Genomic DNA, 26,086 nt, shown 5'->3' with positions numbered 1-26,086 from the left:
AATTCCCGGATACGCCGGGCGAGCTCGGGAAGGCCGATGTCAGGGATGGATATCGTGGCGTGCATGACCGCACGCACCGGTATCACGATCGATCCGTCCGCGTTCTTCGACACGGTGCGGACACCCGGATTCCGCACCGACCCCTACCCCTTCTACGCCGCGTTGCGCGAGCAGCTGCCGGTGGTGCGGGTGGAGTCCGGGGGTTGGTTGGTGACGCGCTACGCCGATGTCCTCACCGTGCTGCGCGACCCGGCGCTGAGCACCGATCCGCGGCGTTCGGGGTTGCACGAGAAGTACGCGAGCGAGCGCACCGAGGGCACCCTCGGCGAGCAGGCGTTCAGCCACTTCCAGTTTCTGGATCCGCCCGCGCACGACCGGGTGCGCGCCGAATTCGCCGTGCCGTTCGGGCCCGGCGAGATCAAAGCCCTTGCGCCGCTGGTGGAGCGGCACACGCGCCGGCTGCTCGACGAGATGGCGCGGGCGGGCGGAACCGTCGATCTGGTCACCGTATTGGCCGAACCACTGCCGATCGCGGTGATTCTCGATGTTCTCGGGCTGCCCCAAGCCGACGCGGCCGACGTGGCGGTGTGGGCCCAGCATCTGATCGCCAACGACGATCCGGATCTACTGGTCGCGCCGGAACGCCGCGTCGCCGCCGCGACGGCCGCCACCGAGTTCGGCCGCTATTTGGCCCGGCACGCGGTCTCGGGCGCGGGGCGGACCGGAAACGGTTTGCTGCGTACGGTTCTCGACGCGCACCGTGGGGGACGGCTGAGCCTCAACGACGTGCTGGTGAATCTGATGTTCGTGGTGGTCGCCTCGCTGGAGACCAGCGCTGGATTGATCGGGAACGGGGTCGCGGCGCTGCTGGATGCGCCCGAGGCGCGGGGAAGGCTGGCCCGCGACCCGGAACTCGCGGCCCCGGCGGTCGAGGAGCTGCTGCGGCTGGACAGCCCGATTCAGTACACGCCGCGGTTCACCGTCGCCGATTACCGGATCGGCGAGACCATCGTGCCTGCCGGTTCGCATCTCATGGCGATGGTCGGGGCAGCCAATCATGATCCCGAGATCTTCACCACCCCAACCACTTTAGATATCGATCGGCGGGGTCGCCGGCACGTGGGGTTCGGCGGCGGCGTGCACTATTGCATGGGCGCCGCACTGGCCCGGATGGAAGGGTGCACGGTGTTCCCGGCGCTGTTCGCGCGCTTCCCCGAGCTGCGGGCGGCCGGTGCGCCGCAGCGACGGGAAATGTTCACGCTGCGGTCGCTGTCGAGCCTGCCCGTACACCTGGGTCAATAGCGGCTGGGACCGATCGTGGCGGCCACGCGCGGGCCGTAGGGCGCGTGTTCGAGCCAGCTGCCCAGACGCGGCACCAGTGGTGCGAGCAGCGCCGCGCCGGATTGGGCGAGCCGTTCCGCGGCCGATGCCGGGCGCATATGGCGCAGCGCCGCACCCGCAGCCGCGCAGTTGAATTCGGCCGCAGCCCCGCGGATTCGGGAGTAGTCGAGAACCGCGGCCTTGGCGCGCCCAGGGGTACGGGCCGCCAGTGCGCAGGCCACCGCGCAGGCCGCGGCATCGGCGTCGGCGATTGCGCTGTTCATGCCGCGCGCGCCGAACGGCGCGAACAGGTGTCCCGCCTCACCGACCAACAGCACACGGCCGCTGGGATCGGCCATGGACGCGGCCACCCGTTGTAGGAACGGATATCGGGCGCGCCACAGCACCCGATGAGAGCCGTCGTCGTCCAGAACCAGTGGTAGCCAGCGGGATACCTCGTCCACCCCCGACCACTGATCCGGATCGTCGTCGGCCGAGCACTGCAGGTCGACCTGGCAGCCGCCCGCGAACGGCACGATCAGCACGTGCCTGCCGTCCAGTCTCGGATGGTGGTAGTGGAAGATCCGCTCTTTGCGCGCCGGTTCGCCCGCCACATCGATCACCACGTGGTAGCTGTCGGAGCGCGCGCCGAGCAGGGCGATCCCTAGGCTCTCGCGCACCTCGGAGCGGGAACCGTCCGCGGCGACGAGGTAGCTGCTGCGCCAGCAGCTCCCGTCGGCACTGCGCGCCACCACCTCGGTCGGCTCCGGCTGCACGGAAACGATATTCACGCCATAGACCACCTCGATCCCGGCCGCGGCCACCGCTTCGCGCAGGATCGCCTCCGTGTCGATCTGGCGCAGGCTGGTGAACGGCGGCAGCCCGTCCACCGCCGCCGTTGGCAGCTCCTCGGAGTACACCGTGCGTCCCCGGTACATCGTGGTCCGGCGCTGCCACACCAGCCCACGCTCGCCCAATCGCCGCCCGAGCCCCGCGCTGGCCCGCTCGAGCAGCCGCAGCGAATCCCGGTGCAGGAACAGCGCGCGGCTGCCTGCCCTGGCCCGATCCTCCGGATCCCGTTCCAGCACAACCACATCGACGCCGAGCGCGTGCGCGGCCAGCGCGGTACTCAGCCCGCCGGGGCCCGCGCCAACAACGACCAACTGGCGGCTCACCGGTCGGCCAGCTTCCGTAAGCGGTGCCTATCGACCTTCCCGACACTGGTGCGAGGGAAGGCGTGCAGCAGTTCCAGACGCTCGGGCAGCTTGTATCCGGCCACGCCGCGGGCCACCAGAAAGCCGGTGAGCTCGCGGAGTTCGAGGCCGGGCTCGCGCGGCACCACCCAGGCACAGACACGTTCGCCCAGGCTCGCGTCGGTCATGCCGGTGACGATCGCATCGAGTACGCCGGGATGGGCGAGCAGCTGTTCCTCCAGCTCGTCGGGCGCGATCTTGTCACCGCCGCGATTGATCACGTCGTCGGCGCGGCCGGTGATCACCAGATGTCCGGAAGGCAAGCGGCGCACCAGGTCACCGGTGCGCAGGTAGCCGTCGGCGGTGAATGCTGTGACGTTGTAGGCGTCGGCGCGGTAGTACCCCCGAATGGTGTAGGGCCCACGCACCAGCAACCGGCCGATCTCTCCGTCGGGCACGTCGCGGTCGGCGTCGTCGACCACGCGGACCTCGTCGCCGGGTGAGATCGGCCGGCCCTGCGCGATCAGCAGCTGTTCTGCGGTGTCGCCGGGACCCGATTGGCTGAGCAGGCCCTCGGCCATGCCGAAGGACTGCTGCAACCGGCAACCCAGCGCCGAGCCGATGATTTTCGCCGCCTCGGCGGTCATTTTCGCGCCGCCCACCTGTACCAGGCGCAGGCTGCCGAGCTCGCCGGTCGCGGCCGCCTGCGCCCACACCATCGCCAGCGGCGGGACCAATCCGGTCACCGTCACGCGTTCGCGCGCGATCGACTCGAACGCATCCTCTGGGCTCGGAGTCGGCGGAATGACCACGGTGCCACCGGCGTCCAGGGTACCGAGCACACCGGGGCAGGCCAGGGCATAGTTGTGCGCGATGGGCAGCGCGGCAAGGTAGACATCGGCGGGGCCGAGCTCGGCGTTGGCGGCGCTGGTGCGCAGGTTGTAGATGTAGTCGCGGTGGGTGCGCGCGATGAGTTTGGGGCGCCCGGTGGTGCCGCCGGAGAGGAGGAACAGCGCGACGTCTGCCGGCTCGGCCGCGTCCTGCGGTGGCGGCCCATCGAGGTCGGCCAGGCGCTGAAATTCCATGGAATCATCGGCCGCGACGGCGACCAGACCGACTGTGCCGAGCAATTCCCTCGCGAGCCTTCGATGATCGAATCCGGCGACCTCGCCAGCGGTGATGTAGGCGCGCGCCTCGGAGACTGCGATCACATGGTCCAGGTCGGCCTTGCGATGCGGCGGCAGCGCCAGCACCGGGTGAGCGCCGAGGCGGCACAGCGCGAGGATGAGCAGGATCAGGTCGGCGGAATTGGGTAGCTGCACGACCACCCGATCCTCCGCCCGCACACCGAATCCCCGCAGGCCACCGGCCATCCGGCCGACACGTTCGGCCAACTCGGGATAGCCGATGCGCTGATCGCCGTCCACGATCGCCGGGTGCGCATGACCGGCCGCCGCCCAGCGCTCCGGCAGACTCCCCAGGGTTTCCGTGCCCCAATATCCGGCATCGATATAGCGCTTTTCGAACTCCACCGGCCAGGGCGTGCAGCCTGCCAACATCATTCGTCTCCTCGATCTCGAATATGCCGTCGAATCAGGTGAAATATCGAGCCCCGCCGCTACGCTCCGAGAGTATGCCAAGCTCACGCGGCGCGAACGATTCCGCGAATTCCATTGCTGCACTGGCCGATCGCGCCGCGGCACCCGACCGGCGCGACCTGCCCGCGTACTACCTCGGCGGCCGCCACTGCACGCACGGCGAGTTGCACGCGCTCGCGGCGCGGATGGCCGGTGTGCTCGCAGGGCGCGGGGTGCGCGCGGGCATGCGCGTTCTGCTGTGCGCGCCCGACGGCATCGGCTGGATCGCGACCTTCCTGGCGATCGGCCGGCTCGGCGCGGTGGCGATCCTGGTCAACCCCGGGCTCGCCGAACCCGAGTTGCAGGCGCTCACCGAGTCGGTGCGGCCGCTGCTGACCGTGGGGCGCGGCGTCGGCGGACCCACCATCGGACTGGACGAACTCGAACACGAAGCCCGAAGAGCACCGGAGGCCCCTGCGGCTCAGGTTGCTTCAACGACGCCGCTGTATGTCCAGTTCACCTCCGGAACCACCGGTGCACCCAAGGGGGCGGTGCACTGCCACGGCGACCTCGCGCACCACTTCGAAGCGGTCGGCCGCCGGATGCTCCGGATCGAGCCCAACGATGTCACGTTCTCGGTGTCGAAGCTGTTCTTCGCCTACGGTTTCGGCAATTCACTGATCTATCCGCTCTACTCCGGCTCGGCCGCGGTGCTGCTCGCGGCGAAGCCGGGTCCCGCGCAGGTCGCCGAGGCCGCCGACCGCTACGGCGTCACGGTGCTGCACGCCGTGCCGTCCGCGCTCGCGCATCTGGTCGCCGAGGCCGATGCCGATGCCTTCCAGCGGGTTCGGGTCGTCGTCTCGGCCGGCGAACGCCTGTCCACCACGCTAGGCGAGCGCGGTCGCGCCCTGTTCGGCGCGCCCGTTCTCGACGAACTCGGTTCCACCGAAGTCGGCGGGGCCTGGTGTGCGAATACATTGTCCGACAACATGCCCGGCACCGTCGGCCGCCCGCTGCACGGCTACCGCATCGAAGTCCGCGACCGCGACGGCCACCCGGCTCCCGACGACACCGAAGGTCGGCTACACGTCAGCGGACCGACTTTGCTCACCGAATATCTGGACCGCCCCGAGGCTACCGCCGCGGCACTGAAGGCGGGCTGGCTGGCCACCCGTGACACCGGCATCCGCCGGTCCGACGGCCGCTTCGTACACACCGGCCGGGTGGACGACATCGAAATCGTCGGCGGTATCAACATCGCACCCGCCGAAATCGAGGACCTGCTCACCGGCCACCCCGACGTCAGGGAGGCCGCGGTCGCCGCCTTCCCGGATCCCCGCGGTGCCACCCGCCTGCGTGCCTTCGTCGTCACGGCCACCCGGGACCGGACCGCCCTCGCAGACGAACTCACCGCCCTGGTCCGTAGCCGGCTCGCCCCCTTCAAAGTCCCCCGCACCATCACCTTCGTCGACGCCCTCCCCCGCACCCCCACCGGGAAATTGCGTCGGCATGTGGTGCGAACCGGGGATTGGTGATGGTCCGCCCCCGGCTTTCCGGAGTCGCAGCGACGGCGAGGCCATCCGCGAGCGGGGTGCAGCCATCCGTCGCAGCCTGGTCGCCTTGCCCGACAGGGCCGTGTCGAGCCAACCTCAGCAATGCCGCGGCGGCACCGCCGAATTCGCCAAGCACGCCGCGAGCAGTGCTTCGCGGCGTGCGTGATGAACTGCCGTCACATCCAGAAAGGCACTGGCAAGACCACGACCCGGCTCAGGGCAGTCCGCCGCGACTCGCGCCGCTGGCCGGGTGGCCCAGTCGGCGAAATGAGGCGATACACGAACAAATTCGAAATCCGGTAGGGGGATTGACAAACCTGAGTCTGCGGTGCGCTGCCCCAGCCGAATGGTTGACCGAATGCATCGCCTGAGGTATCGTCGAATTTGATCGGATCTTGCCTAGGGTGAATATTACGAAGGGGATGGTTTTCGATTCGATCCTTCAGTTATTGCACTCTCGGGTGCTTTCAAGTACCGCAGGCACCATCGTTTCCTTGGCGTATTGAAGTTAGTAGCTGCTCGCCATCGAGGCAGCAGGCAGTTTGAGCTGCGTCTTCGCCGGAATTAACATCAGCGAAGCTACTGCGCTCACTTCCTGCGATCCACGGTGTCGGCTGATCCCATTGGTCGAGTCATGAGAGGGGGTGAACTAAATGGGTTTGAATGTGAACGATCTCCCAGTCGATATTCAGGGGCTGGATATCGATGACCTCGAAATCGAAACTCTGACAACAGGTCTCGGGGCCAGCGAGACGACACCTGCGAGCTGCTGTTCGGTTCCGTGTTCGTGCTGCTGTTGCTCGTCCACCTGCTGTTCCGGCTGATCGAGGGCCTGAATCGGATTGTGCGGCTTCGGGTTTCGGCCCTCCACCATGGGTGGCGTGCCAAGCTTCGGGGCCGCACTCTTCGATGTGCGCATCGACATTTCGTACTCGCGCTTTGCGCCCGACCACAAGGGGTTCGTAGTGTCAACGCCTCTGATGTCTGTTGACGCGGTGCGTCCCGCCGATCCCGCCCTGGTGCGGGTCGCGGGGATGCCAGCACATTCTCTCTCAATGCTGCGATTCGACGAGTCCCGTGCTGAATGGGATATGCTGAAGAGCTTGGATTTACAGATTAGACAGTCGGCAATGGATATTGCCGACGAGCTCTACGAAGTGATCGGTAGCTTGGATAACGGTGATCCCGCGAAGCCCGCTTTGGTGGGCCTCCGTCGCGCGATACACAACGATCGCCGACCGACGTCGAACGAGTGGGATGCGAAGGATACATCCATATCGAACGACCTCCGGCGGCGGATTACTCAGTGGATTGCTTCAAGAGGACTCCGGGACGAGGCGAGAGTTCGGTTCGGTACAACTCTCACAGAGGAAAGTCGGGCCAAGATTGATGCGCTCAGGTCCACATGTGCAGACCCCGGATTCCGCCGCGGTGTCGCCATCAGCAGTCCGGCCTTGTCGAACGAGTTGGAAAAATGGATCGCTACCGGCAAGCCGCTACGCACAGCGACTGTCCTGCGTCTGACGAGATACCTCTCACGTGCGACCGCGAAGACAAGCCTCTTCAGTTCACTCGGCGTTGTCGGAACTGTTGCATGGATCTCACCGAATAGATCACAGCGGGGCAAGCATTCCGAAGCAATCGAATTCGTTTCCGATCTCGATGCACTGGTCTCCGAGTCGATTGTAAGCTGGGTAGCCGGCGACTCCGACTTCAAGCGATTACTACCGGTACGAGTCAATCCGAGTCTCTATCTGTCGGATGACAATTTGCACTACCTGAACTACGACCGTCTGACGGGCATCGAAGTCTTCGCCTCGATCAAGGCGAGCCCGTCGATAGTGAGTTGCTTGGAGATATTCTCCAAGGCTGGGAGCAAGTCTGCAGACGAGATGTGCCGCCTGTTGGCATTGCCGGGAAGCTCCGAGTGGGACCGAGTAACTCGGTATGTGGGCAAGCTCGTCGAAATAGGAATTCTCGAGGCATGCGCACCGATTCCTGACACCGCACACGAACCCGTTGCCGCACTGAGCGCATGGCTGGACGACGAACTCGGCGGACACGCTGTCGCAGACACCGTGCGGAGGCTGAAAGAGCTTCTGGTGCAGCGGGTATCCCTGGCGAATGTCGAGGCGCAGATACTCCGACTGTCGCAGCTGAAGTGTGAGCTGACGCATCTGACCTCGATACTCGGCTCCGACGACGGTGGGCTGGACGGGGCCTCGACCGAGGCCGCGCGCATGGCGCACTTCCCATTCCACGAGACAGGCCTGCTGCTGGACCCGGTTCTCATACCCTCCGCACCGATCGAGGACACCGTCTTGGCGGATCTCGACAGAGCAGATCGGATGATGAGCGTCTTCGACACTGCTGTGGTCGTCAAGGCCGCGGTTGCGGGCTTCTACGCGGAGCAGTATCAGGATGACGAGCAGGTACCTCTCCTGGAGTTCTATCGAGCCGTATGCAGCTCGGGCCAGGGGTTCGGCGCTTCGGGGGCACTCGCGGACGTCTCATTAGCCTCGAAAGCGCCTACGCAGCAACATTGGATCGACATCATAGGTCAAGACCCTGTCTTCCATCGAGAAGAGACCAGGAAGCTGCGGACGTACTGGGCACAGGTCACCGAACTGTTGAGCACCGCTCCCACCCGCGGTGGCGAAGTCACGCTCTCGCCGGACGAGATCGATCGTGTCACCCTCGGCTGGCCTCAGTGGATCAATGAACGCACGTCGATGACCTATTACGTCCAGTCAGTCGGCGGTCCTTCAGATGGGCTGGTAGTACTCAACGAAGCGCACTCGGGATTCGGCCGAAACCGTTCACGCATCCACCACCTACTGGATCGCGCAGGCGCCGCGACGACTGCCCTGTCGCCCGCGCAGATCGGCGACGAGGCGGTAGTCGCGGAGTTCATGGGCACCTTTCGCGGTGCGACCAATCGACGTACCGCAGTTGCCGAGTTCGAGATCGAATATCCGAGGGTTGTGACCAGCAGGCGCAACCGGGAGGTGCTGCGGCTGGCGGATTTGGTTGTGCGTCGTGATAGTTCGACTGATCGAGTAGAGCTGTGGTCGGTGTCGCTGAACAAGCGGGTTGTCCCTGTCCATAACGGGATGATGGCTCCGTTTCTGCTTCCGGGTTTGGTCGCGTGGACAACCTGGTTGTTCGGGCCCAGCCGGTTTCTGCGGCCGTCCGCGTTCACGACGCTTCGCCGCCAGATCAGTGGAGTGGAACCAGAGCGTCGAATCCCGCGTGTACGAGTGGGTTCGGTCGTCTTGTTCCGGGCCGCTACGATCCTGCCTGTTTCCGAGATCCCGCGTCAGCGATCCGGCGAGTCCGATGCGGTGTTCCTGGATCGCTTCTGGACTTGGGCGAGTGTGAGCGGGCTGCCGGAACGCACCTTCGCACGGCCTGCTGGAACGACAACAGACATGAGTTTGCCCGGGATCTTCCCGAAGGATCGGAAGCCGCTCTACCTGGACCTGAGAAACGTTCTCTCGGTTCTGGATTTCACCCGACACCTTCGCGCTGATGGCGAGGTCCTGTTCGAGGAAGCGCTACCGGACCCGTTGGAGATTGATGCGGGCGACGAGCATGCGCACGTCTCCGAGCTGGTATTCGAAGTGAATCCGGACGGCGCGAGGGTATGACCGAAAACTTGCAGAAACCGAAGGGACAGAACCGCACTGCGCACACATGGGTCAGTGCGCACCTATTTTACGGTGCGGAGCTCGATCGGATCGTCACAGATGTGGTCGCACCGCTGATCACAGACCTCGGTACCACTCCGGTGGAAGACTGGTTCTTCCTTCGGTATTGGGATGGCGGGCCGCACGTCCGCCTCCGACTGCGGCCGACCGCACCACAGTACGCCGATCGGATAGCTGAGCTGATTCGCGAGCGCGCGCAGACGTTCTTCGATCGAGAGCCGAGCCGAAAAACCTGGCCAGCTAAGAGATATCGAGAGATCAGCAGCTATCTCGCGGCAGCTGAAGGGATGACCGACTTCCACACAGATCCCTACCCGGACAACTCTGTGCAGTTCATCGACTACTCGCCTGAGTACGACCGGTACGGAACCGGAGTACTGATGGCAGCGATCGAAGGACACTTCGCGGAATCCAGTCGTCTCGGGCTGGAGGTTGTGCGATCCAACGGCCTCGGCCGCCGCCTGACGGTCTGCCTCGCGGTTGTTTTGGCGGCATGGTTGGCGGCAACCCCGGACGTCCGCGCAATCACCGAGTGGACCGAATTCCGTCGCCATCGATTCGAGCTTGCGGACGGCGAACATGCCGACTTCGAAGTGCGCTTCTCACGCCAAAAGGACGGGCTGACGGCCATTACGCGACGGGTACTCGCGGCGGTGCACGGTGCATCCACGGGATGGCAGTTGCTGGAGGACTGGATCGCATCGGTCGACAGCCTCAGGAACTCGATCTGTCGTGCGCTGGTGCACGATCCAGGCAGTGTCGTCGAAGTACCGTGGCAAGACGGATCCGACAAGCCGGAACTCAACTTCGTCCTCCCGATACTAGACGCCTGCGCACATCTGTTCTGTAACCGTGTGGGGGTCTCGTTAGCAGAGGAGCAGTACGTACGCTTCCTCGCGCAGCGGGCTCTTGCAACCTGTGAGGACGAAAGGGTCCGGACGTGAGCGGTGCTAGGTGGCGGACACTGCATGTCGCACATTTCGATCCCGACGCGGACGCCTTGGTCTGCGACGGAGTGCAGCCGCTCTTCGAGTCCCTCGATGTACCGGCCTACTTCCTGAGGCACTGGAGGCGAGGAGTTCACCTCAGGCTGAACATCCACTGCGACGCCGAGTCCTTTTCTGGGCAGTTCAAGCCAGCCGCCTTGGATTTGATCGGGGGGCATCTCGCACGGCACCCGTCGAGGGCGCAACCAGATCTGGCGCAGTGGTATGCGATCCATCAGCGAAAAGCGCACCTCGACAACGACCCTCGGCCTTTGGTGCCCTTCTATGAGGACAACTCGATCAACGACGCGGAGTACGAGCCGCCACTCATCGGGTTCGGGGGTGTGGCTGCAACACAGCTCTTGGAGGACTTTTACTGCGCGACCAATAGTTTGGTGTCGGATGTATGCCGGCGGGTCCGACACGGGCAATCGCGTATCGGCGTGCTTTTCGATGTGTGGCTCGCGACCGCCCGAGCTCTCGCCGGCGGGTACGAGTTCAGCTGGACGTCATACCGGTCCAGTGCGGACAAGTTTCGATATGCGGCAGGAGACAGTGACCGGTACATCGACGGCTGGTCGAATCTGTTCGACGCGCAACGACCCGGCCTGGTCCACCGGGCAGAGCTGATCTTGCGAGGTTTGGACGAGGGCACCGAGTCTTCACCTATCGCCGACGAATGGGTTGCTACCCTTGTCCCTTTCCGCGAACGCGCGCTCGAGCTGGTCGCGGCCGGTGAGATCGACTTTCCCCTTCCTCCAGAGGACAGTGGGTCATTTGCGTTGGCTGAGCTGACCAGCCCGTTTCATCGAGCTCTTATGACACAACAGGGATGGTACGGCCAAACCGGGAATGTCAACTTCGCCGCATATCGCGTAATGCTGGCATTGACCTACGCGCACGGCGCCAGAGCCGGTATCTCCTTGGTCGAGCGGTGGTTCCTTTGCTATCTCGTTGCTTCCACGATGGAGGCGATCACGGGTTTGGACGGCGTCCGTCTGGTCCAGTCCGATGACTATTTTCAGCGCTTCTTCGAGGATCGGTTGTGATGAGCATGCCCGCAGATGGCTGTACCGAGCGATACTCGATTCGCCCCGCCGTCTACAGCTTCGCCAGTAAGGCCGACAGCTCCGTCACCTTGGTCGCAACGCCCCGATTTGCCGCGCTAGGCGTGATTTCGCCCGAACAGCGTCAGGTGCTGAAGGAGTTGGCGAGCGGTCCACGGCGGATCGACGAATTACTCGAAAACCATGATGCGCAAGAGCTCTCGGCCTTCATCGGCATCCTCAGACAGGGTGGGTGGTTGTCGATCACCGTCTGCTGGGAAGACAAACCGATGTACAAGATTGAGCCACACGGTTGGCCGATCGGACAAGCAGGCACCGGTTCCTCCCAACCGGTTCTGTCGAAGTTCACCGTCATCCGCCGACATCGTGGACGTCTTCTGTTGGAGAACCCGCGGTCCTGGTGTGATGTCGAAATCCTCGACGACCGTACGTTGTCGGCGGTGCTCGGGCTCGGCAATAACGGAGCCGAACTTTCTGCACCACTGCGTGAGCGGATACTCGACGATCTGTCCTGGACCAGCCATCTCGTCGAGGCGGACACAGAGGACGAGACCTTCTCACTGCGCCAGTGGAGCGCCCACGAATTATGGTTCCACCATCGCAGTACCTTCGGCAATCGAGGGTGGGAATGGGACGGTTTCTCAGCCACGAACTGGGCACGAGGCAGGTTCGATCCCTTGCCGGCACGGCGTGAACCGTACCCAGGCACTCCGATCGCCCTGTTCGAGCCGGAGCTTGACCAGTTGCGACAGTCCGATCCCCCGCTGACCGCGGCCATCGAGGAACGCTATTCCTGCCGGGCGTTCGACGACCAGCACCCGATAACTGCCGACCAGCTCGGCGAACTCTTGTACCGGTCGGCACGCTCGCGAGGCGTCAACTTCTTCGACGGGAAAGAGGTCATGTCGCGACCTTATCCGTCAGGTGGCGGTGTATACGAGCTGGAGCTCTATCCGGTGGTACGTAATGTCACCGGATTGGAAAGCGGCATGTACCACTACGATTCGGTCCGCCACGAACTGCAACCGGTCGTCAAAGGCGAGCACCCTGCGGTCGAACGGCTGCTTCGCGCAGGTTCGGTCACGATGATCGAGCGACAGCCTCCACAGGTGCTAATGGTGATCGCGGCTCGACCTGGGCGGCTGATGTGGACCTACGAACAGATCCCGTACGCGTTGATTCTGAAGCATGCCGGCACTCTGACTCAGACGATGTACCTCGTTGCCACCGCCATGGGGATCGGTGCGGTGGCGCTAGGCGTAGGTGACGCCGCGGCGTTCAACTGGGCAACCGGCACCGACCAAGTAGACGAATGTGCGGTCGGCGATTTCGGAATCGGATCGCCATCTCAAACCGCCCCCCGGTGGTACACGAGAGGCAGGAACCTTGGCTGAAGCACCCCTATTGAAGATTCGTGATGACGCCTACTGGTTTGCTGCCGACGGAGAACTCGCGATGCTCACACACCGCGGTTTTGCGACGATCACACTCCCCGCAGCAGACCGTTGGATGGAACGACTGCTGCCGCATCTGACCGGGGAACACTCGCGAGTGGAGTTCCTCGACGGTCTCGAAGGTGAACAGCGGGACTTCGTCGAACGCCTACTGCGTGCTCTAGTGGCGGGAGGGATGGTAAGCGAACTCGATCCGAACGATTCGACTGCGCCTCAGAACGATGCGGTCGTCGAACTGATCGGCTACACCCGGTCAGACCCCCGAGCGGCATACGCCCGGTGGTGCGAACTGGACACCATCATCGTCGGGAAGCCTCAGTTGGCAGCTTGTCTACGCGATTCATTCAACGGCTCCGGCATCCGATCGATTCGTGTCCACGACGATGCCGGTATCGTCGGCGACCAGCTTGCGACTCCTAGCGATCATGTGGTCCACATCGTTCTGCGTGATCAATTTGCCAGTATCGCTACGTATGAACGCGTTTGCCGCGCAGGCGATGTGGCGTTGACACAAGTGGTATTGGACGGGTCCGCCGTATGGATAGCCCCCTCAACGATCAACTTCTCCGAGGTGTGCCAGGCCCTCGAGCCAAACGACCATGAGGCGTCACTAACCTTCACCGAGCGGATCGTGTTGGCAAATGTAATCGCACACAATGTGCGCAAGGCCTACACCAGCGCAGACGTCACAGTGGCCCGAGAGGTCCTCCGATTCGACTGTGAGACACTCGCAACCAGCGGTCACCAAGCAGTTGCGAGTCGGACAACCTCCGTTTCCAGTATCGGCTTCCGCAATGAGACAGAGCGATTCGAGTCTCTGTTGGCAGCCGAACCGATAAGCGCAGGAGAGTTCTCGCGTCGAGCGGCCAGATTGACGGATCTCTACTTCGGAGTATTCCGCAAGCCAGACGAGGCGGACTTGACACAACTCCCGTTACGTGTCTCTCGCACCGAGTACGTCGTACCGGGCAGGAAGGCCCGAAACCGACGGATTACGGTGTGCGGCACAGGGATAGATCCCTTCGCGGCTCGCCATGCTGCTGCTGTCGAGGCGATCACCGGTTACAGCGCGCTCGTCTCAGATCGAAGTAGGCTTCCTGGCGAGGAACCTATTCCATGTTATGACCTGGTCAACTCGTTGATGACGCAGGAACGTTTCGATGGACCGAACTTGATCTGGCGCGCGGGGGTGCCCCGGCTGCGTCCAGGAATCGGATCCGGATACAACCTCGATACCGCCGTTGTCGAGGGGCTACTCAGCATATGCAAACAGCAGACCGTCACCGAGCTACGCCATAATCCTCTGCCACGCAAACGAATTCGCGTTGCCGATTTGTCCGATGATCCAACGATCCACTATGTCTGGGCAATGCTCGGGGCGGTGGCATCTGTGGACATCGTGGACCTGACCTACGACGAGCTGGGAGTGCCGGCTGTCGGCATTGCTGTAGACGGGGTCACTTGTGCCGTGGGGTGCGGTATATCAACGGCCGCCGCAACAGCGGATGGCTTGCTGCTCGCAGCTGCCGCTTGGCAAAGCCGCACCAATCAGGAGCCGGCCTACCTCCCCGCGGAGACCGATACGCTCCCAGCACTTCCTGATATTGATGGCTATCTCGACGTATCGGAACGAACTCTGACACGGTCCGACCTCGTCGAGCGACTGTCTCGCAATGGCAGCACGGTCCATGCGGCGTTGCTGGATGCCGATTCTGAAGCGTTCGACGTACTTCCGGTCGCGCGAGTGCTCGTCCGGCAGGAGGCATCTGATGACGACACGTGAGCAGCCGATCGCAACTGCGGTCGAGGTAGTTGGTGAAGGGATCCTGGCCGACGGAATCAGGGCGACTCTTCTGCAGAATGAGGACGCCCGACAGGCCCCACCCCTTCGCGTGGTTGTCACCGGTTTCGGGGCCGAACCGCTGGGGAGGTCCGAGATCCTGCAACTCGCTGTTCGCGCAGAGCTGGGCGAGATCGTGATCGGACCGCTGGAGCAGTCGGACCGTCCAGGCTGTGGGTCCTGCCTCGAATGGCGCCGCAGGCAGGCGCGCCGCTCGACGTCTTCATACGACGCGATTCGTCGCAAATACCATGGCGAGCTGGCCCAACAGTCATCAGCTTGGATGACCGACCTTGCTGTCACCACCGTGACGGCCGTGATCACTTCCGAACTCGAGCGGCTCGAAGCCGGTCGGCCGGCACGAACCGAGGGCGCGATTCTGATCGTGCATCTCGACGATCTGTCGGTCAGCCGCCATCAGTTCTTGCCCAACCCACAGTGTGAAGAGTGCGGCAGCCTCCCCTCTGACTCACCGGTCGAATACGAGCTTGGCAGCGACCCTCGGCCCAAGTTGGCACTGGACATGTACCGGGCACGCGCGATCGCCGAGGAACTCCCCAATTTGAAAGATCTCTACGTCGATCGTGAGTGCGGGATCATCCGCGAGATCGTCAGTGGAACCATGGGAGGCCTGGTCGTGGCCAACGCACCGATCCGACTGGCCGACGGACGGGATGAAAACGGATTCGGGCGCACCAGAAGCTACCGGCGTGCCGAGCTGGTCGCCATCTTGGAGGCCCTTGAGCGGCTGGGCGGTACACGCCCTGGGGGTAAACGAACCGTGGTCACTGCCGCCTACTCCGATGTCGCCGATCGAGCTGTGAATCCAGAAACGCTCGGCCTCCACTCGAAGGCGGCTTACAGCACGCCGGGATTTCGGTTCCGGCCGTTCACGCCATCCGCTGTATGCCATTGGGTCTGGGGGTACTCGCTGACACGTGACGAACCCATACTTGTGCCGGAAACGCTGGCCTACTACCGACTACACCAGCACACCGATGAGCAACGCGGGTTCTGCTACGACCTGTCGAATGGATGCGCGCTTGGTAGCAGCATCGAAGAAGCAGTGCTGCACGGAATCCTTGAGATCATCGAGCGGGACGCCTTCCTGATGACCTGGTATAGCCGACTCGCCGCTCCCCGACTCGACCTGGAAGCGACCACCAACCTCGATATCAAGCTGACCGCCACCGCGATTCGAGTCCAGACCGGATACGACCTCCAACTATTCGACACCACGATGGAACATGGGATTCCCAGCACACTGGCACTGGCGGTGAACACGCGTGACGTATGGCCGAAGATGACCTGCACCGCAGCGTCCAGCTTGAATCCCGAGCAATCAGTTCTCAACGCACTCGACGAGCTGGGGCCGATCGTTCAATCTCTTTCCAACCTCGCCCCTACGGATAGGGACAAGGCGGCGCTCATGGTGAACGACCCGAACCTCGTTGTCACGATGGACGATCACACCACGCTGTACACACATCCTGACGCATACCGCAGGCTGGACTTCCTGACAACTACGACTGAATCAGCGGTGCCGGCAACCACGGACGAGATGTTCCGAAATACAGACCTCGCAGATGACCTGGCCGCGCTGGTTCACCGGCTGGCCGAGCACGGACTGCACGTGCTCTTCGTCGACCAAACCACAGCCGAGCATCGCCACGGCGGTCTCGCTTGCGTCAAAGTGCTGATACCCGGAACGGTGCCCATGACATTCGGACACCTCAACCGGCGTCTCGATGGACTGCCCCGCGTACTCAACGCACCGCTGCTCCGAGGGGCATCGCGGCCGCTGTTGCCCGATGAGGTGAATCCGCACCCGCATCCCTTCCCATGAACTCTGGGACACCGACCGCTGAAGGAGCGATATGTATGTTTGCGTGCTCGCCTGGAAGTTGCAGAAACTCGACCGACCGGACTTGACGTTCGCCGAACTACGCGAGTGGGTGGCAACCAAAGCTGCGGCCGACTACGCACAGCTGCCAGGGGTGAGGCTCAAGACTTGGATCTCGGACGAGAGAAGGGGGATCTGGGGTGCGGTCTACCTGGTAGATTCGCCCGACGATATCGCGTTGGACAAGCTTCCGCGCCTGCCTGACGGGCGTACCGGGCCCATCGGCACACCCCCGCATGTCATGGACTGGTTCCAGGTAGAGGCCACGGTGTTCGGTCCGGCCGATCCGTCCACACTCCCGAGCCTCGGTCGCGCCTACGAGGACCGGCGGGGCAAAAAACCACATGGCACACCGTCTCCGCTGGCGTAGCATGTCGCAACGAGAACACCGGTAACACCCGGGGGCAGTCTCCGAGGCCCGCACTTGTCGGTGCCATCGGACATACTTCGGTCAGTGAAACTGCGATCATGCCGTGAACGTAACGTGGAGATCGAGCCGACGCTCGAGGTTCGAAGGAGTGCACCGTGAATGCCGTCACCATGGTCTTGATGGACGGTACGACCATCGCCAAGCGAAACCTGATCAAGATCAGACGAGTGCCCGACCTCCTCGTATTCACAACACTGTCTCCCATCATGTTCGTGCTGCTGTTCGCCTATGTGCTCGGGAGCATGATCGACATGCCGGGCGTTGGCTATCGCGAGTTCCTGATCGCGGGAATTTTCGGCCAGACTGTGATCTTCGGTAGTACATGGACCGGGCTCGGAATGGCCGAAGATATTAAGAACGGGATCATCGACAGGTTCCGCTCTCTGCCCATGTCGCCGAGCGCGGTGTTGCTGGGGCGCACAGTAAGTGACGTATTCATCAATGTCATCAGCCTCGTAGTGATGGCGCTAACCGGGCTGCTCGTAGGGTGGCGAATCCGGACTTCCCTCTTGGAAGCGTTAGCCGGATTCGCGATTCTATTGCTGTTCGCGTACGCGCTCTCGTGGGTGATGGCACTGGTGGGTATCGCGATCCGGACTCCCGAGGTCTACAACAACGCGGTCTTCATCATCATATTTCCCGCAACCTTCGTCGCTAATACTTTCGTAGACCCCAATCGCCTGCCGACAGTGCTCAAAGCGATCGCCGAATGGAACCCGGTCTCAGCAGTCGTCGAAGCTTCACGCCAGTTGTTCGGCAACACAAGTCCAGCCATGCCAACTTCATCCGCGTGGCCGATGCAGCATCCGGTGGTCGCCTCGCTGCTGTGGTCCGCGGTCATTTTGATTGTCTTCGTCCCCTTGGCAATCGCCCAATACAAGAAGGCAGTCAGCCGCTGAGAACCATAACGAATTCAGCCAGGAATCAACGGAAGGGCATCTGATGTCGGCGTCAGACGGTTCGGGCTGGAAGGTGCTGGCCGGGCTCAATGCGCGCGTTAACCGGATGGGTCTGGGCGCTGCAAGTACATTGCTCGTCGCAGGGATCCTTATCCCGTGCATAGCCTTGACCAGCCTCGGTGTCGTCGGGGAGCTCACCGGCGGCCACGGTTCAATCTTGTCGCTCCTGACGGTTGTACTGATGCTTGCAGTGGCGGGCTACTCGTCGCGGGCGGCGGGAGGGCGCATCATGAGCATCATCCGGCATCGAAACCGAGCAAACTAACTGGGAGTGTCTAGCCTCAATCTTCGCGGGGCAGACGGCGCAGCCTGACCGATTTCGGATTGGTTGAAAATCGCTGATCAGCAGTTTTCGGGCAACCAATAGTGCCCCGGCCAGCGAGTTCGCTGCCGGATCCACGAGCCCGGGGATGTGTCCTTTCAGGGGGGTGTTGGGATAGCTCGCCCGACGGGCCACTGCGGTCGCGCGATGCGATCGACCGAGCGATGTTGGGCAGGTCGACGAGCACGCCCATCGCCACGGCGCCGTTGCCGCAGTGGCAGCGCTCGCGGCGTACCTGCGCGACGCGCGGAGCATGGTGGATGAGGTGGGGCAGGTCGCCGCGCAGGCGAAGCTGACTCGGACCGCGATCGAGAGCGCTCACCACGCGGCGCGGTGGAATTGATTGTGGATCGAGGGAACCGAAGCGGGCGCGGGTGCGTCCAAGTCTATGGAAGCATCTTCCAGGCAGGTGAGCACAGACAGAGTGAGGGGGCGGGCTGATGAGCGATGACTCCGGCGAGAACGGTGGTGTCCTGCCGATCATTCTCGGTGTCGGTGGGATACCGAGCACGGCACAGCAGCAGGTCGTCGCACAGTTGGGCGCGACTCAGCAGCGAGTGAAGGCCGCCACCGAAGCACTCATCGGTCTGGGCGCGGGCACGGATTCGGATTACGCCGTCACCGAGGAGCGTTTCGAAGGTATACCCGCCCAGCAGCTCTACAGCTCGGTGCACGGGGAGGGCGGGATGGATGTCACCGGCCTGGCGACGATGCGCACGGTCTGGAAGTCGGCGACCACCGACCTGGGGTCGGTGTCGGTCGGTATGCAGTCGCGGGTGCTGGCATTACTGAACGAGGGCGCGCTTACCGGGCAGGCCGGAGACGCGGCGGCAGCGGCGGCGATCCGGCTCGGTCAGGTCGCCAACCAGATCTCCCAGGTGTTCTCGGCGGTGACAGGTCGCGCCGAACAGCTCTACTACACCGCCGAAGCGGTCCGCAAGGCTGTGCAGCAACCGCCGACGCCGATGGTCGTCATCGACCCGGACGACCCCATCCAATCTTTGATCCCCGGCATCGCCAACCCCGAGACCGTCACCGTGGACCGCGAAGCCGAGAACCGGGTCAAAGCCGAGAACGTCGCCGCGATGAACACGATCTATAAGCCCGGTTACCCGCCTGCCGGATCAGGTGTTCCCGCCTACACCTTCGTCCCCACCGCACTGGCTGGAGACGGTGGCGGCCAAGGGAATTCGAGCGCACCAGCAAACACGAACCAGCCGACCGGGACCGGTGACCCCTCGACCGGCACACCGGAAGACGACCAGCCCACGACACCTACCACCGAAGACGATACGCCCGCCGGCACCGGCGATCAGGCCGATGCGGACGGTTCGTCGGATGCGGCGTCAGACCAGTCCAGTATGGGCTCCGAGGGCGACCCCTCGACCGAACCTGCGCAGACCACGCCAGCGGGCACCGTACCGACGACCGTCTCACCAGGCTCGATTCCACCAGGTGGAACGGCATCACCGTTCGGCAGTGGTTCTCCCGGCGCGACCCCCGGCGCGGGCGGACCACTGGGAGGCGCGCCAGGTGCCTCGATTCCCGGGCAACCGTCACCCGGTGGTGCCGTGTCGGCTGCCGTCGGCGGTTCAGCGGCGCGACCGTCGATGTCACCCATGATGGGGCCGATGGGCTCGGGAGCGGGACAGCGACGCGGCGAACCAGACGACGAACATACCGCCCCGGAGTATCTGAGGCAGGTCCAGCCCGACTGGCTCGAGGGCATCACCACCTATGACTCGGTCATCGGCGGCGAAGCTATCGCCGCCGCGCCGAACCCAACTCAGGCGCACCCCACGCTGCCGACACTGCCGCCATCGGCACCGCCGAGCCCACACCCGATTCCAGCATCGCTAGAACCGGGACCGTACAACAGCGCCGGCGACGCGCCGCCAACCGTCGCCCCCGCCGCGGTTTCGGAGCCCGCACCGCCTGATCGGTCACCGAGCACGGAGACCGATGCCGAGCCTTCCGCGGTCTCGGCGGAAATCGCGGCCCTGCTCAGCGAATACAATTGGGCTCCACCAAGTACCGACGCTGGCGCCGCTGGCAGTGTGGTCGAGCCAGAGCCTGGTCCGCGGTGAGGTCGAGTTCCATCGATCTCACCACCGATGAGTTCGCCTGGCTGTGGCGGACCGCTGCCGGTGGTGACGAGTTCGACTTCCCAGACCCGTTACGTATCACCGAGACCGCGACAACCACGGTCGAATACGCCCGGCAGACACGAGAATTCGAGCGGCGGTTCCCCGCACCCGCTGTCGCGGCTCTACGTCCGGTCTTCGAAACCCTCGCCCACCCCGACAGCCGGATCCGCTGCTTCGGCACCACCGCCGACGGCAACGAGATCCGCACCCACGCCGCTATCGGCGACCGGGTAGCGGTCATCCTGCACCAACAGCCAGGCCCCCGCGAGCACAGCGGACCACTTCGCCTCGCCTTGGCAGACCCGTTCGCCGCCGCCGCGCACGTCGTGGCAACCATGCCGCGCGCCGCACCCGGTGGCGCCGGGTCGATGCTCGGCTACACGCCACGAGTCCGTGGCGATGAATCACCCACCAGCCAGCTCAGGACCGCTGACGGGAGGCTGCCGGTAGACGAGAGAATCCGCAGACTCGCCCGATTACGTCGCAGCGCCGAGGGGCAACTGGTGATCGAACGCGATCCGACCAGCGCGCATCCGTGGCCACCTCGCTATCTGTCCTGGATCGATATCCCACCCGGGCACTTCGCCTCCGGCCGTTACCTGGTCGAGATACGCAACCACGAAACCATCGTCACAGCCGCCTCGGCCGACCGGATCGTGCGGGAACTCCGTCGCCACGCCGGTCTCAGGTCAGGCCATCAAGGAAGGAATGTGTCATGAGCGGACAACTACCCAAAATCGACTACGGACAGGCGCAAATCGGAGCGTTCAAAGAAGTCGCCACGAACGGCACGTTCGAGTACAACCCTGACGGAGTACGCGCGATCGTCGAATGGTACGACCAAATGATTGACGAGATCATCGAGATACGCGAATCGTTACGCGACGCCGAGGGCGTCGGAAGCTTCGGCGGATTCGACTCATCCAAAGAACTCCGCGCCGGGTTCATCTGGAAGGCCACCGAGGGCCGGCACGTGCTGGACCAGCTCATCAATGGAATTTTCGAAGTCCAAGAAGGATTTCTGATCGCTGGAAAGATGACGACCGAAGTTGATGAGTTGAACCAGCGACGACTCCAACACCAGGCGAGCATGATAGGTAGCCCGTCGTGATCACACGCAACATGATGGTTGTTGGCCTAGCCTGTTGCGCGACATACATTCTCGCCGCTTGCGGAACCAGCGGCCCGCAGCCGTCTGGTTCGCCTGATACTCCATCGACTACAGCGGTACCGATGCGGGTCACCGTAGAACCGGCACCACATCAGCCATCCCGGGCCGGAATCACCGTCAAATACGATCCGTGCTTCACAGTGCCGGATTCAGTCCCGGAAACGCTCGGCTTCGCGGTCGAAACCCGTGAACGCAACGACTACGTCTTCGAGGACTACGCCTTCATCGGTTGCGAATTCGACCGCCTCGAGAAGGCTCGATTCAGCGATCGAATGAGCCGTGTAGGCGGCCTGACCGTGTGGTCTTCTGGTATCACGTTGGACGAGTTCCGGGCCAAGGAGTTCAAGGACTCCCAAGACATCGTCGTCGGTGGCCGTCCAGCGATCTCGTACTCCTCTACGACCGCTGGTGCGTGTCATATCGCGATGTCAGGTCCAGACGGAGTAATCCAGGTCAATTTGTCCGACTCACCGCAGACCACATGGCGCGCCTGTGATCACATCCTTGAGGCCGCCGCAGCGGTCGAAGCAACACTGCCGGACAAGTAGAGATGAAGGGGGAACGGTGGCGGACAGTTTGAAAGCCGATATCGACGAGCTGAATCGGCTCAGCGGCGTCGTGCAGGGCTTGGCGCAGGAAGCGGGCGCGGTCGCCTGCGGTAAGGGTGCGGTGCAGGCATTCGGTACGGGGCGCCCCGGTGGGGTGATGGCCTCGCACGAGAAGGCCATCACGATCACGACGACCCTGCTGCACGACGCCTTGCGGGAAGGGGCCGAGGCCCGCCTGGTCAGCGTCGCCCAAGCGATGTCACACACGGCGACGACGTTCAAGGACCAGGACGAGTCCGCCCGCGATCAACTCGTGGCGCTGTACAACAACACCACGGGCGCTTGGACTTCGGAGGCTGCGCAATGAGTTTGACCTTCGATCAACTCCACGGTTGGCGCCCGCACGACCTTGTCGAGGTCGCCGGGGAATGGACGAACCTCGCCAACGCCCTCGACGGAGTCTTCGACCGGTACGCCAACGCCCTGGTCCGCACCACCGATGGTGGCTACTGGCAGGGTTCGGCCGCCGACGCCGCCCAGCAGCGTGCCGGTGAGGATCGACGGCACCTGGCCGACATGACCGATCAGGTACGGGGTCTGTCGACTCTTCTCAACGAGAACTGGTACGGCATCGAAGCCGCCCTGCAACGCGCCAAGGGCGGTCTGGCCGGACTCCGCGACAAGGGGTACAACCCTTCCGGCGACACCTCGGTCAGCTTGTTCTGCAGCCGGATCACCTCGATGATGGTCAACGGCAAGACGTTCAAAGAACTCCCCGAGACAGACCAACTCGCGATCCTCCGCCTGGCGGTCGACCTCAATGATGGTGCGGCGGCGGCGAAATCCGCCGACGACAGCCTGCGCCAGCAACTCGAACTCAAGGCCGCCGGACTGCCCGCGATGTTCACCAGCGCGGCAGCACTGGGCACCGGCCAGGGTAGCGCCGATGCCACCGACTTGGTCAACGGAACCTTCAGCCCCGCCGACGTCGCGCGACTCGTCGACGCGGGCACCTTGCCGGCCGACCAACTGGCCGCCTTGCAGGCCGGCCAGGACATCACGGTCCCGGCCTCCACCATGCAGTACATGACCGAACTCGCGCGCGGACTCGACGGCAAGAGCCCTCAGGAAATCCAGCAGATCATGGACAAGCTGCCACCCGAAGGCAAACAGGCCTTGTCGAACAGCCTCAACCTGGTGTCCAACGAACGCGTGAAAGCCGGACCGGCGGGCAACGGCAGCTTCGACAAACTACCGACCAAGGTTCGTGAGTCGCTGACCCGTGACGACCTCGTCGTCACCGGGACCGAGGTGGGCCAGGGTTACCGATATGACACGGTGAAGCTCAACGGTGTGGCCGACAACCAGGCCATCGCGGCTATCGTTTCCGCAGGTGATGACCGCTACCAGCAGGGCAGCACCCTGGACCGGAACTTGCTCGACGTCGGCCGCCAATACCTCAACGCCCAGGTCGCATGGGAACAAGACCCGGACAAAGCGTTCACCGCCCTCACCGTCGACGGACAACCCTTCAGCGGCACCCCGGTCACCGAACCGATCATGCAAGCCGTCGGCGACGACAAGATCGCCGTCGAACAAGTCCTCAGCGGCGGCCAGGGTAAAGACTTCGTCACCGACATGCTCGTCCACGACTGGACCGACGACGGCAAAGCCGCCTCGACCCTGTTCACCTTCAACGACGGCGACGCCGTCGTCACCGACCCGAACAACCCGGTCGACGTCGGAACCGCACACCGAACCGGCAACATCATGAGCATGGTAGGCGAATGGGTCTCCACCGATGAGCAGTGGCAGAAATTCGCCGACGTCGGCGACAACCAATCAGCTGGAGAACGCAACCCCGCCCTGATACAAGGGCTGTCGACCAGCATGTCCCCCTACGTCAGCGCGCTCGCAGGCGACAATCACCGTACTGACCTTCCGGGGTTCGACACCATGCCCGACGGGAAGAGCTGGATCGACCCGGATAACCGCCTGACCTTCGACGGGTCGCGGCGAGTATTCGCGCTCATGAATACCGATGAGGTGGCGGGAAAGCAATTCACTGGTGCCGCCATGGAACAGGTGCTGCGATACGAGGCCGACTACGCCCAGAACCCTCAGCGCAGCGGTGTCGAAAGGAATCTCGAGTTCGCAGGTGCGCTAAATGGAATATCCGATCGCGGCCTGCAAGATGGGCTACAAGCCTCTGTCGACAACAAGAATGATATCGCCCAGGAAGCCTACGCTCGCAAGTCTGCCGCTTATGACGCATTGAAGGCCGGAACACAGTTCTTGGCGACAGGAACCGGACTTGGCGCAGGTGCGAACCCATTGATCGCCGAGGGATTCAACCGGGTCGCCGACGGCGGTGGAAATCCGTTGAAAGATGCGATCATCGGCGCTGCGCCCACCGCGACTGGCGATGTTGAGCTTCGCCCACCGAACTTCACTTTGCGAAACTATGAAGTGCTTACCCGTATGGATATTTCGCAAGACCTTCGGAACGAGTATCCGCAGCTCTTTAACGGCGGCACACTCAAATCCTGGCAGGAATTGTCAGGAACCGGAGACTCGTCCGGCCCGAATTTCACGCCGGATTTGAATGAGCTCATGGGACGAGTCGGCGACCCACAAGTATTTGTCAACGCATACAACCGGGCAACCTTGGGGGCTGCGTCATGAGGTACCGCAGAGCGAAGGGGCATGCCGTGCGCACGCCCACGCGGTGGGGATTCGAGCGCGGCGAGGCTGCGACGACGAACCGTTGGACACTGGCGACGTGGCGCCGCGACCGTCGAAATGTCCTCATCCCTATGATGTGTGCCGTGGCGGCCCTCGTTGCCGGATGTTGGGACAGCACCGAGCCACCACCTACCTCAACCTCACTCGACGCGGCCTCAGTCACTGACGCGTTCACCCGCAACTGGTCCGACGACGGCAAGGCGGCTGCTGCTGTCTTCGCTTTCGACGAGGGTGAGGCTCGCGTGGACGATCCCTACGATGCCAACGACGTTGAGACCGCGCAGAGATCCGGAGCGACCATGTGGTCGGTCGGTCAATGGCTCTCCCCTCAAGAGCAGTGGCAGAAATTCGAGGATGTCGGCGATGGCGAGACGGCGGGCGCGCGCAACCCGGAGGCAGCGCGCACGCTCGCAGTGAGTCTGTCGCCGTACTTGGGTGCGATGGTAGGCGACTACCGTACCGATGTACTGCCAGGCTTCCCCCCGGAGCCGCTTCCGGGCTCGACCTGGCCGGACCCCGACCGTGACAACTCGTTCAGCGGCGCCGTCCGAATGTTCGCACTCGCCAATACGGACGAGATAGCGGGAAAGCGGCTCATACGCGACGCCCAGGAACTGGCACTTCAGTACGCCGAAAAGTATGCCAGCGATCCCCATGCTCCAGGCGCAGCGCGGAATCTCACGTGGGCAGGTGCACTGACCGGTGTCATAGATCGTGGGACATCATTGGGGATGTCCGACTCGATCGGGGACAATACCCAGAAGTCCGCGTGTCAACGAAAAGCAGAGGCATTAACGCAGCCGGGTGACCGAGCACAGGGGGTACGCGGGAACCTCGCGCAGGATGCTGACACGTTCGGGGTATCGCTGGAATGTATCGGTTCCAGATTTCCGTTGCTCGCATTTACCCAAGCTCACTATTACATACTGTCTCGAATGAATATTTCGCCAGAAATTCAAGCACAGTACAGTGAATTGTTTGAGGATGGAAAGCTGAGACCATGGAAGGACTTGTCGGGGTCCGGAGATTCCACCAGCCCCAATTTAACACCCGATCTGAATGAACTATTAGGACGAGTAGGCGATTCTCAGTCGCTCATAGACGGGTACAATGCAGTGATGCGATAGCACCCGCACACCTCTGATCTGCGCTTCGAGTCCG

Annotated in this window: 20 protein-coding genes; 18 read left to right on the top strand and 2 right to left on the bottom strand. The window is 63.3% G+C overall.

Annotated elements, in window-relative coordinates:
- Positions 1-63 precede the first annotated feature (63 nt).
- The gene (locus ACWEVR_RS13805) at positions 64-1,302 is read left to right on the top strand and encodes a cytochrome P450 (protein WP_452467213.1); all 1,239 of its coding nucleotides are present in this window, start codon (positions 64-66) and stop codon (positions 1,300-1,302) included.
- On the opposite strand, the gene ACWEVR_RS13800 is transcribed toward ACWEVR_RS13805, so the two are convergent.
- Together ACWEVR_RS13800 and ACWEVR_RS13795 are read right to left on the bottom strand one after the other, a co-directional pair.
- Positions 1,296-2,495 carry an FAD-dependent oxidoreductase gene (locus tag ACWEVR_RS13800; protein WP_452467212.1) on the bottom strand — a complete coding sequence of 400 codons (1,200 nt, stop codon included), beginning with the start codon at positions 2,493-2,495 and terminating at the stop codon, positions 1,296-1,298. The genes ACWEVR_RS13805 and ACWEVR_RS13800 overlap by 7 nt on opposite strands.
- Positions 2,492-4,075, bottom strand: coding sequence for a (2,3-dihydroxybenzoyl)adenylate synthase (locus ACWEVR_RS13795; RefSeq protein WP_452467211.1), 1,584 nt, complete (start codon positions 4,073-4,075; stop codon positions 2,492-2,494). Before ACWEVR_RS13795 ends, ACWEVR_RS13800 begins: the two co-directional genes overlap by 4 nt.
- Before the next feature lie 71 nt (positions 4,076-4,146).
- Here ACWEVR_RS13795 and ACWEVR_RS13790 point away from each other — a divergent pair, with 71 nt between their 5' ends.
- The 17 genes from ACWEVR_RS13790 (at position 4,147) to ACWEVR_RS13710 (ending at position 26,052) form a co-directional block, all read left to right on the top strand.
- Positions 4,147-5,625, top strand: coding sequence for an AMP-binding protein (locus ACWEVR_RS13790; protein ID WP_452467210.1), 1,479 nt, complete (start codon positions 4,147-4,149; stop codon positions 5,623-5,625).
- Between the two features lie 671 nt (positions 5,626-6,296).
- On the top strand, positions 6,297-6,467 hold the full coding sequence (locus tag ACWEVR_RS13785) for a thiomuracin/GE37468 family thiazolyl RiPP peptide (RefSeq protein WP_452467209.1): 171 nt from the start codon (positions 6,297-6,299) through the stop codon (positions 6,465-6,467).
- A 57-nt stretch (positions 6,468-6,524) separates the two neighbouring features.
- Positions 6,525-9,293: a lantibiotic dehydratase gene (locus ACWEVR_RS13780; RefSeq protein ID WP_452467208.1), complete on the top strand. Its 2,769-nt coding sequence runs from the start codon at positions 6,525-6,527 to the stop codon at positions 9,291-9,293.
- Complete coding sequence (locus ACWEVR_RS13775; RefSeq protein WP_452467207.1) at positions 9,290-10,297, top strand: thiopeptide-type bacteriocin biosynthesis protein; 1,008 nt, start codon at positions 9,290-9,292, stop codon at positions 10,295-10,297. The genes ACWEVR_RS13780 and ACWEVR_RS13775 overlap by 4 nt, the downstream gene beginning before the upstream one ends.
- Positions 10,294-11,388: a lantibiotic dehydratase C-terminal domain-containing protein gene (locus ACWEVR_RS13770; RefSeq protein WP_452467206.1), complete on the top strand. Its 1,095-nt coding sequence runs from the start codon at positions 10,294-10,296 to the stop codon at positions 11,386-11,388. Before ACWEVR_RS13775 ends, ACWEVR_RS13770 begins: the two co-directional genes overlap by 4 nt.
- A complete protein-coding gene (locus tag ACWEVR_RS13765) occupies positions 11,388-12,800 on the top strand; it encodes a SagB family peptide dehydrogenase (protein ID WP_452467205.1) in 1,413 nt (470 codons plus the stop codon). The genes ACWEVR_RS13770 and ACWEVR_RS13765 overlap by 1 nt, the downstream gene beginning before the upstream one ends.
- Positions 12,793-14,643, top strand: coding sequence for a hypothetical protein (locus tag ACWEVR_RS13760; RefSeq protein WP_452467204.1), 1,851 nt, complete (start codon positions 12,793-12,795; stop codon positions 14,641-14,643). Before ACWEVR_RS13765 ends, ACWEVR_RS13760 begins: the two co-directional genes overlap by 8 nt.
- Positions 14,630-16,546, top strand: coding sequence for a TOMM precursor leader peptide-binding protein (locus ACWEVR_RS13755; RefSeq protein ID WP_452467203.1), 1,917 nt, complete (start codon positions 14,630-14,632; stop codon positions 16,544-16,546). Before ACWEVR_RS13760 ends, ACWEVR_RS13755 begins: the two co-directional genes overlap by 14 nt.
- A 31-nt stretch (positions 16,547-16,577) precedes the next feature.
- Positions 16,578-16,973 (top strand): hypothetical protein, encoded by a 396-nt coding sequence (locus tag ACWEVR_RS13750; RefSeq protein WP_452467202.1) that lies wholly within the window; start codon positions 16,578-16,580, stop codon positions 16,971-16,973.
- A gap of 170 nt (positions 16,974-17,143) precedes the next feature.
- On the top strand, positions 17,144-17,932 hold the full coding sequence (locus ACWEVR_RS13745; RefSeq protein ID WP_452467382.1) for an ABC transporter permease: 789 nt from the start codon (positions 17,144-17,146) through the stop codon (positions 17,930-17,932).
- An 822-nt stretch (positions 17,933-18,754) separates the two neighbouring features.
- Positions 18,755-20,401 (top strand): hypothetical protein, encoded by a 1,647-nt coding sequence (locus ACWEVR_RS13740; protein WP_452467201.1) that lies wholly within the window; start codon positions 18,755-18,757, stop codon positions 20,399-20,401.
- Positions 20,398-21,180 carry a hypothetical protein gene (locus tag ACWEVR_RS13735; protein WP_278262822.1) on the top strand — a complete coding sequence of 261 codons (783 nt, stop codon included), beginning with the start codon at positions 20,398-20,400 and terminating at the stop codon, positions 21,178-21,180. Before ACWEVR_RS13740 ends, ACWEVR_RS13735 begins: the two co-directional genes overlap by 4 nt.
- Positions 21,177-21,572 carry a hypothetical protein gene (locus ACWEVR_RS13730; RefSeq protein WP_452467200.1) on the top strand — a complete coding sequence of 132 codons (396 nt, stop codon included), beginning with the start codon at positions 21,177-21,179 and terminating at the stop codon, positions 21,570-21,572. The genes ACWEVR_RS13735 and ACWEVR_RS13730 overlap by 4 nt, the downstream gene beginning before the upstream one ends.
- Before the next feature lie 11 nt (positions 21,573-21,583).
- The gene (locus ACWEVR_RS13725) at positions 21,584-22,180 is read left to right on the top strand and encodes a DUF3558 domain-containing protein (protein ID WP_452467381.1); all 597 of its coding nucleotides are present in this window, start codon (positions 21,584-21,586) and stop codon (positions 22,178-22,180) included.
- A 16-nt stretch (positions 22,181-22,196) separates the two neighbouring features.
- Positions 22,197-22,547, top strand: a complete 351-nt coding sequence (locus tag ACWEVR_RS13720) for a type VII secretion target (RefSeq protein WP_278262824.1) — start codon at positions 22,197-22,199, stop codon at positions 22,545-22,547.
- On the top strand, positions 22,544-24,865 hold the full coding sequence (locus ACWEVR_RS13715; RefSeq protein ID WP_452467199.1) for a WXG100 family type VII secretion target: 2,322 nt from the start codon (positions 22,544-22,546) through the stop codon (positions 24,863-24,865). The genes ACWEVR_RS13720 and ACWEVR_RS13715 overlap by 4 nt, the downstream gene beginning before the upstream one ends.
- A gap of 143 nt (positions 24,866-25,008) precedes the next feature.
- On the top strand, positions 25,009-26,052 hold the full coding sequence (locus tag ACWEVR_RS13710; protein ID WP_278262826.1) for a hypothetical protein: 1,044 nt from the start codon (positions 25,009-25,011) through the stop codon (positions 26,050-26,052).
- Positions 26,053-26,086 lie beyond the last annotated feature (34 nt).

This window comes from Nocardia sp. NPDC003979, from assembly GCF_053605015.1.
The sequence above is the reverse complement of the archived record's forward strand: the minus strand, read 5'-3'. Positions and strand labels throughout refer to the sequence as shown.

What these genes read in the sequence shown, in the direction of transcription:
- ACWEVR_RS13805 (WP_452467213.1), top strand. Translation starts at nt 64, where the DNA reads ATGACCGCACGCACCGGTATCACGATCGATCCGTCCGCGTTCTTCGAC.
- ACWEVR_RS13795 (WP_452467211.1), bottom strand. Translation starts at nt 4,075, where the DNA reads ATGATGTTGGCAGGCTGCACGCCCTGGCCGGTGGAGTTCGAAAAGCGC.
- ACWEVR_RS13790 (WP_452467210.1), top strand. Translation starts at nt 4,147, where the DNA reads ATGCCAAGCTCACGCGGCGCGAACGATTCCGCGAATTCCATTGCTGCA.
- ACWEVR_RS13785 (WP_452467209.1), top strand. Translation starts at nt 6,297, where the DNA reads ATGGGTTTGAATGTGAACGATCTCCCAGTCGATATTCAGGGGCTGGAT.
- ACWEVR_RS13775 (WP_452467207.1), top strand. Translation starts at nt 9,290, where the DNA reads ATGACCGAAAACTTGCAGAAACCGAAGGGACAGAACCGCACTGCGCAC.
- ACWEVR_RS13765 (WP_452467205.1), top strand. Translation starts at nt 11,388, where the DNA reads ATGAGCATGCCCGCAGATGGCTGTACCGAGCGATACTCGATTCGCCCC.
- ACWEVR_RS13755 (WP_452467203.1), top strand. Translation starts at nt 14,630, where the DNA reads ATGACGACACGTGAGCAGCCGATCGCAACTGCGGTCGAGGTAGTTGGT.
- ACWEVR_RS13750 (WP_452467202.1), top strand. Translation starts at nt 16,578, where the DNA reads ATGTATGTTTGCGTGCTCGCCTGGAAGTTGCAGAAACTCGACCGACCG.
- ACWEVR_RS13745 (WP_452467382.1), top strand. Translation starts at nt 17,144, where the DNA reads ATGGTCTTGATGGACGGTACGACCATCGCCAAGCGAAACCTGATCAAG.
- ACWEVR_RS13740 (WP_452467201.1), top strand. Translation starts at nt 18,755, where the DNA reads ATGAGCGATGACTCCGGCGAGAACGGTGGTGTCCTGCCGATCATTCTC.
- ACWEVR_RS13730 (WP_452467200.1), top strand. Translation starts at nt 21,177, where the DNA reads ATGAGCGGACAACTACCCAAAATCGACTACGGACAGGCGCAAATCGGA.
- ACWEVR_RS13725 (WP_452467381.1), top strand. Translation starts at nt 21,584, where the DNA reads ATGATGGTTGTTGGCCTAGCCTGTTGCGCGACATACATTCTCGCCGCT.
- ACWEVR_RS13715 (WP_452467199.1), top strand. Translation starts at nt 22,544, where the DNA reads ATGAGTTTGACCTTCGATCAACTCCACGGTTGGCGCCCGCACGACCTT.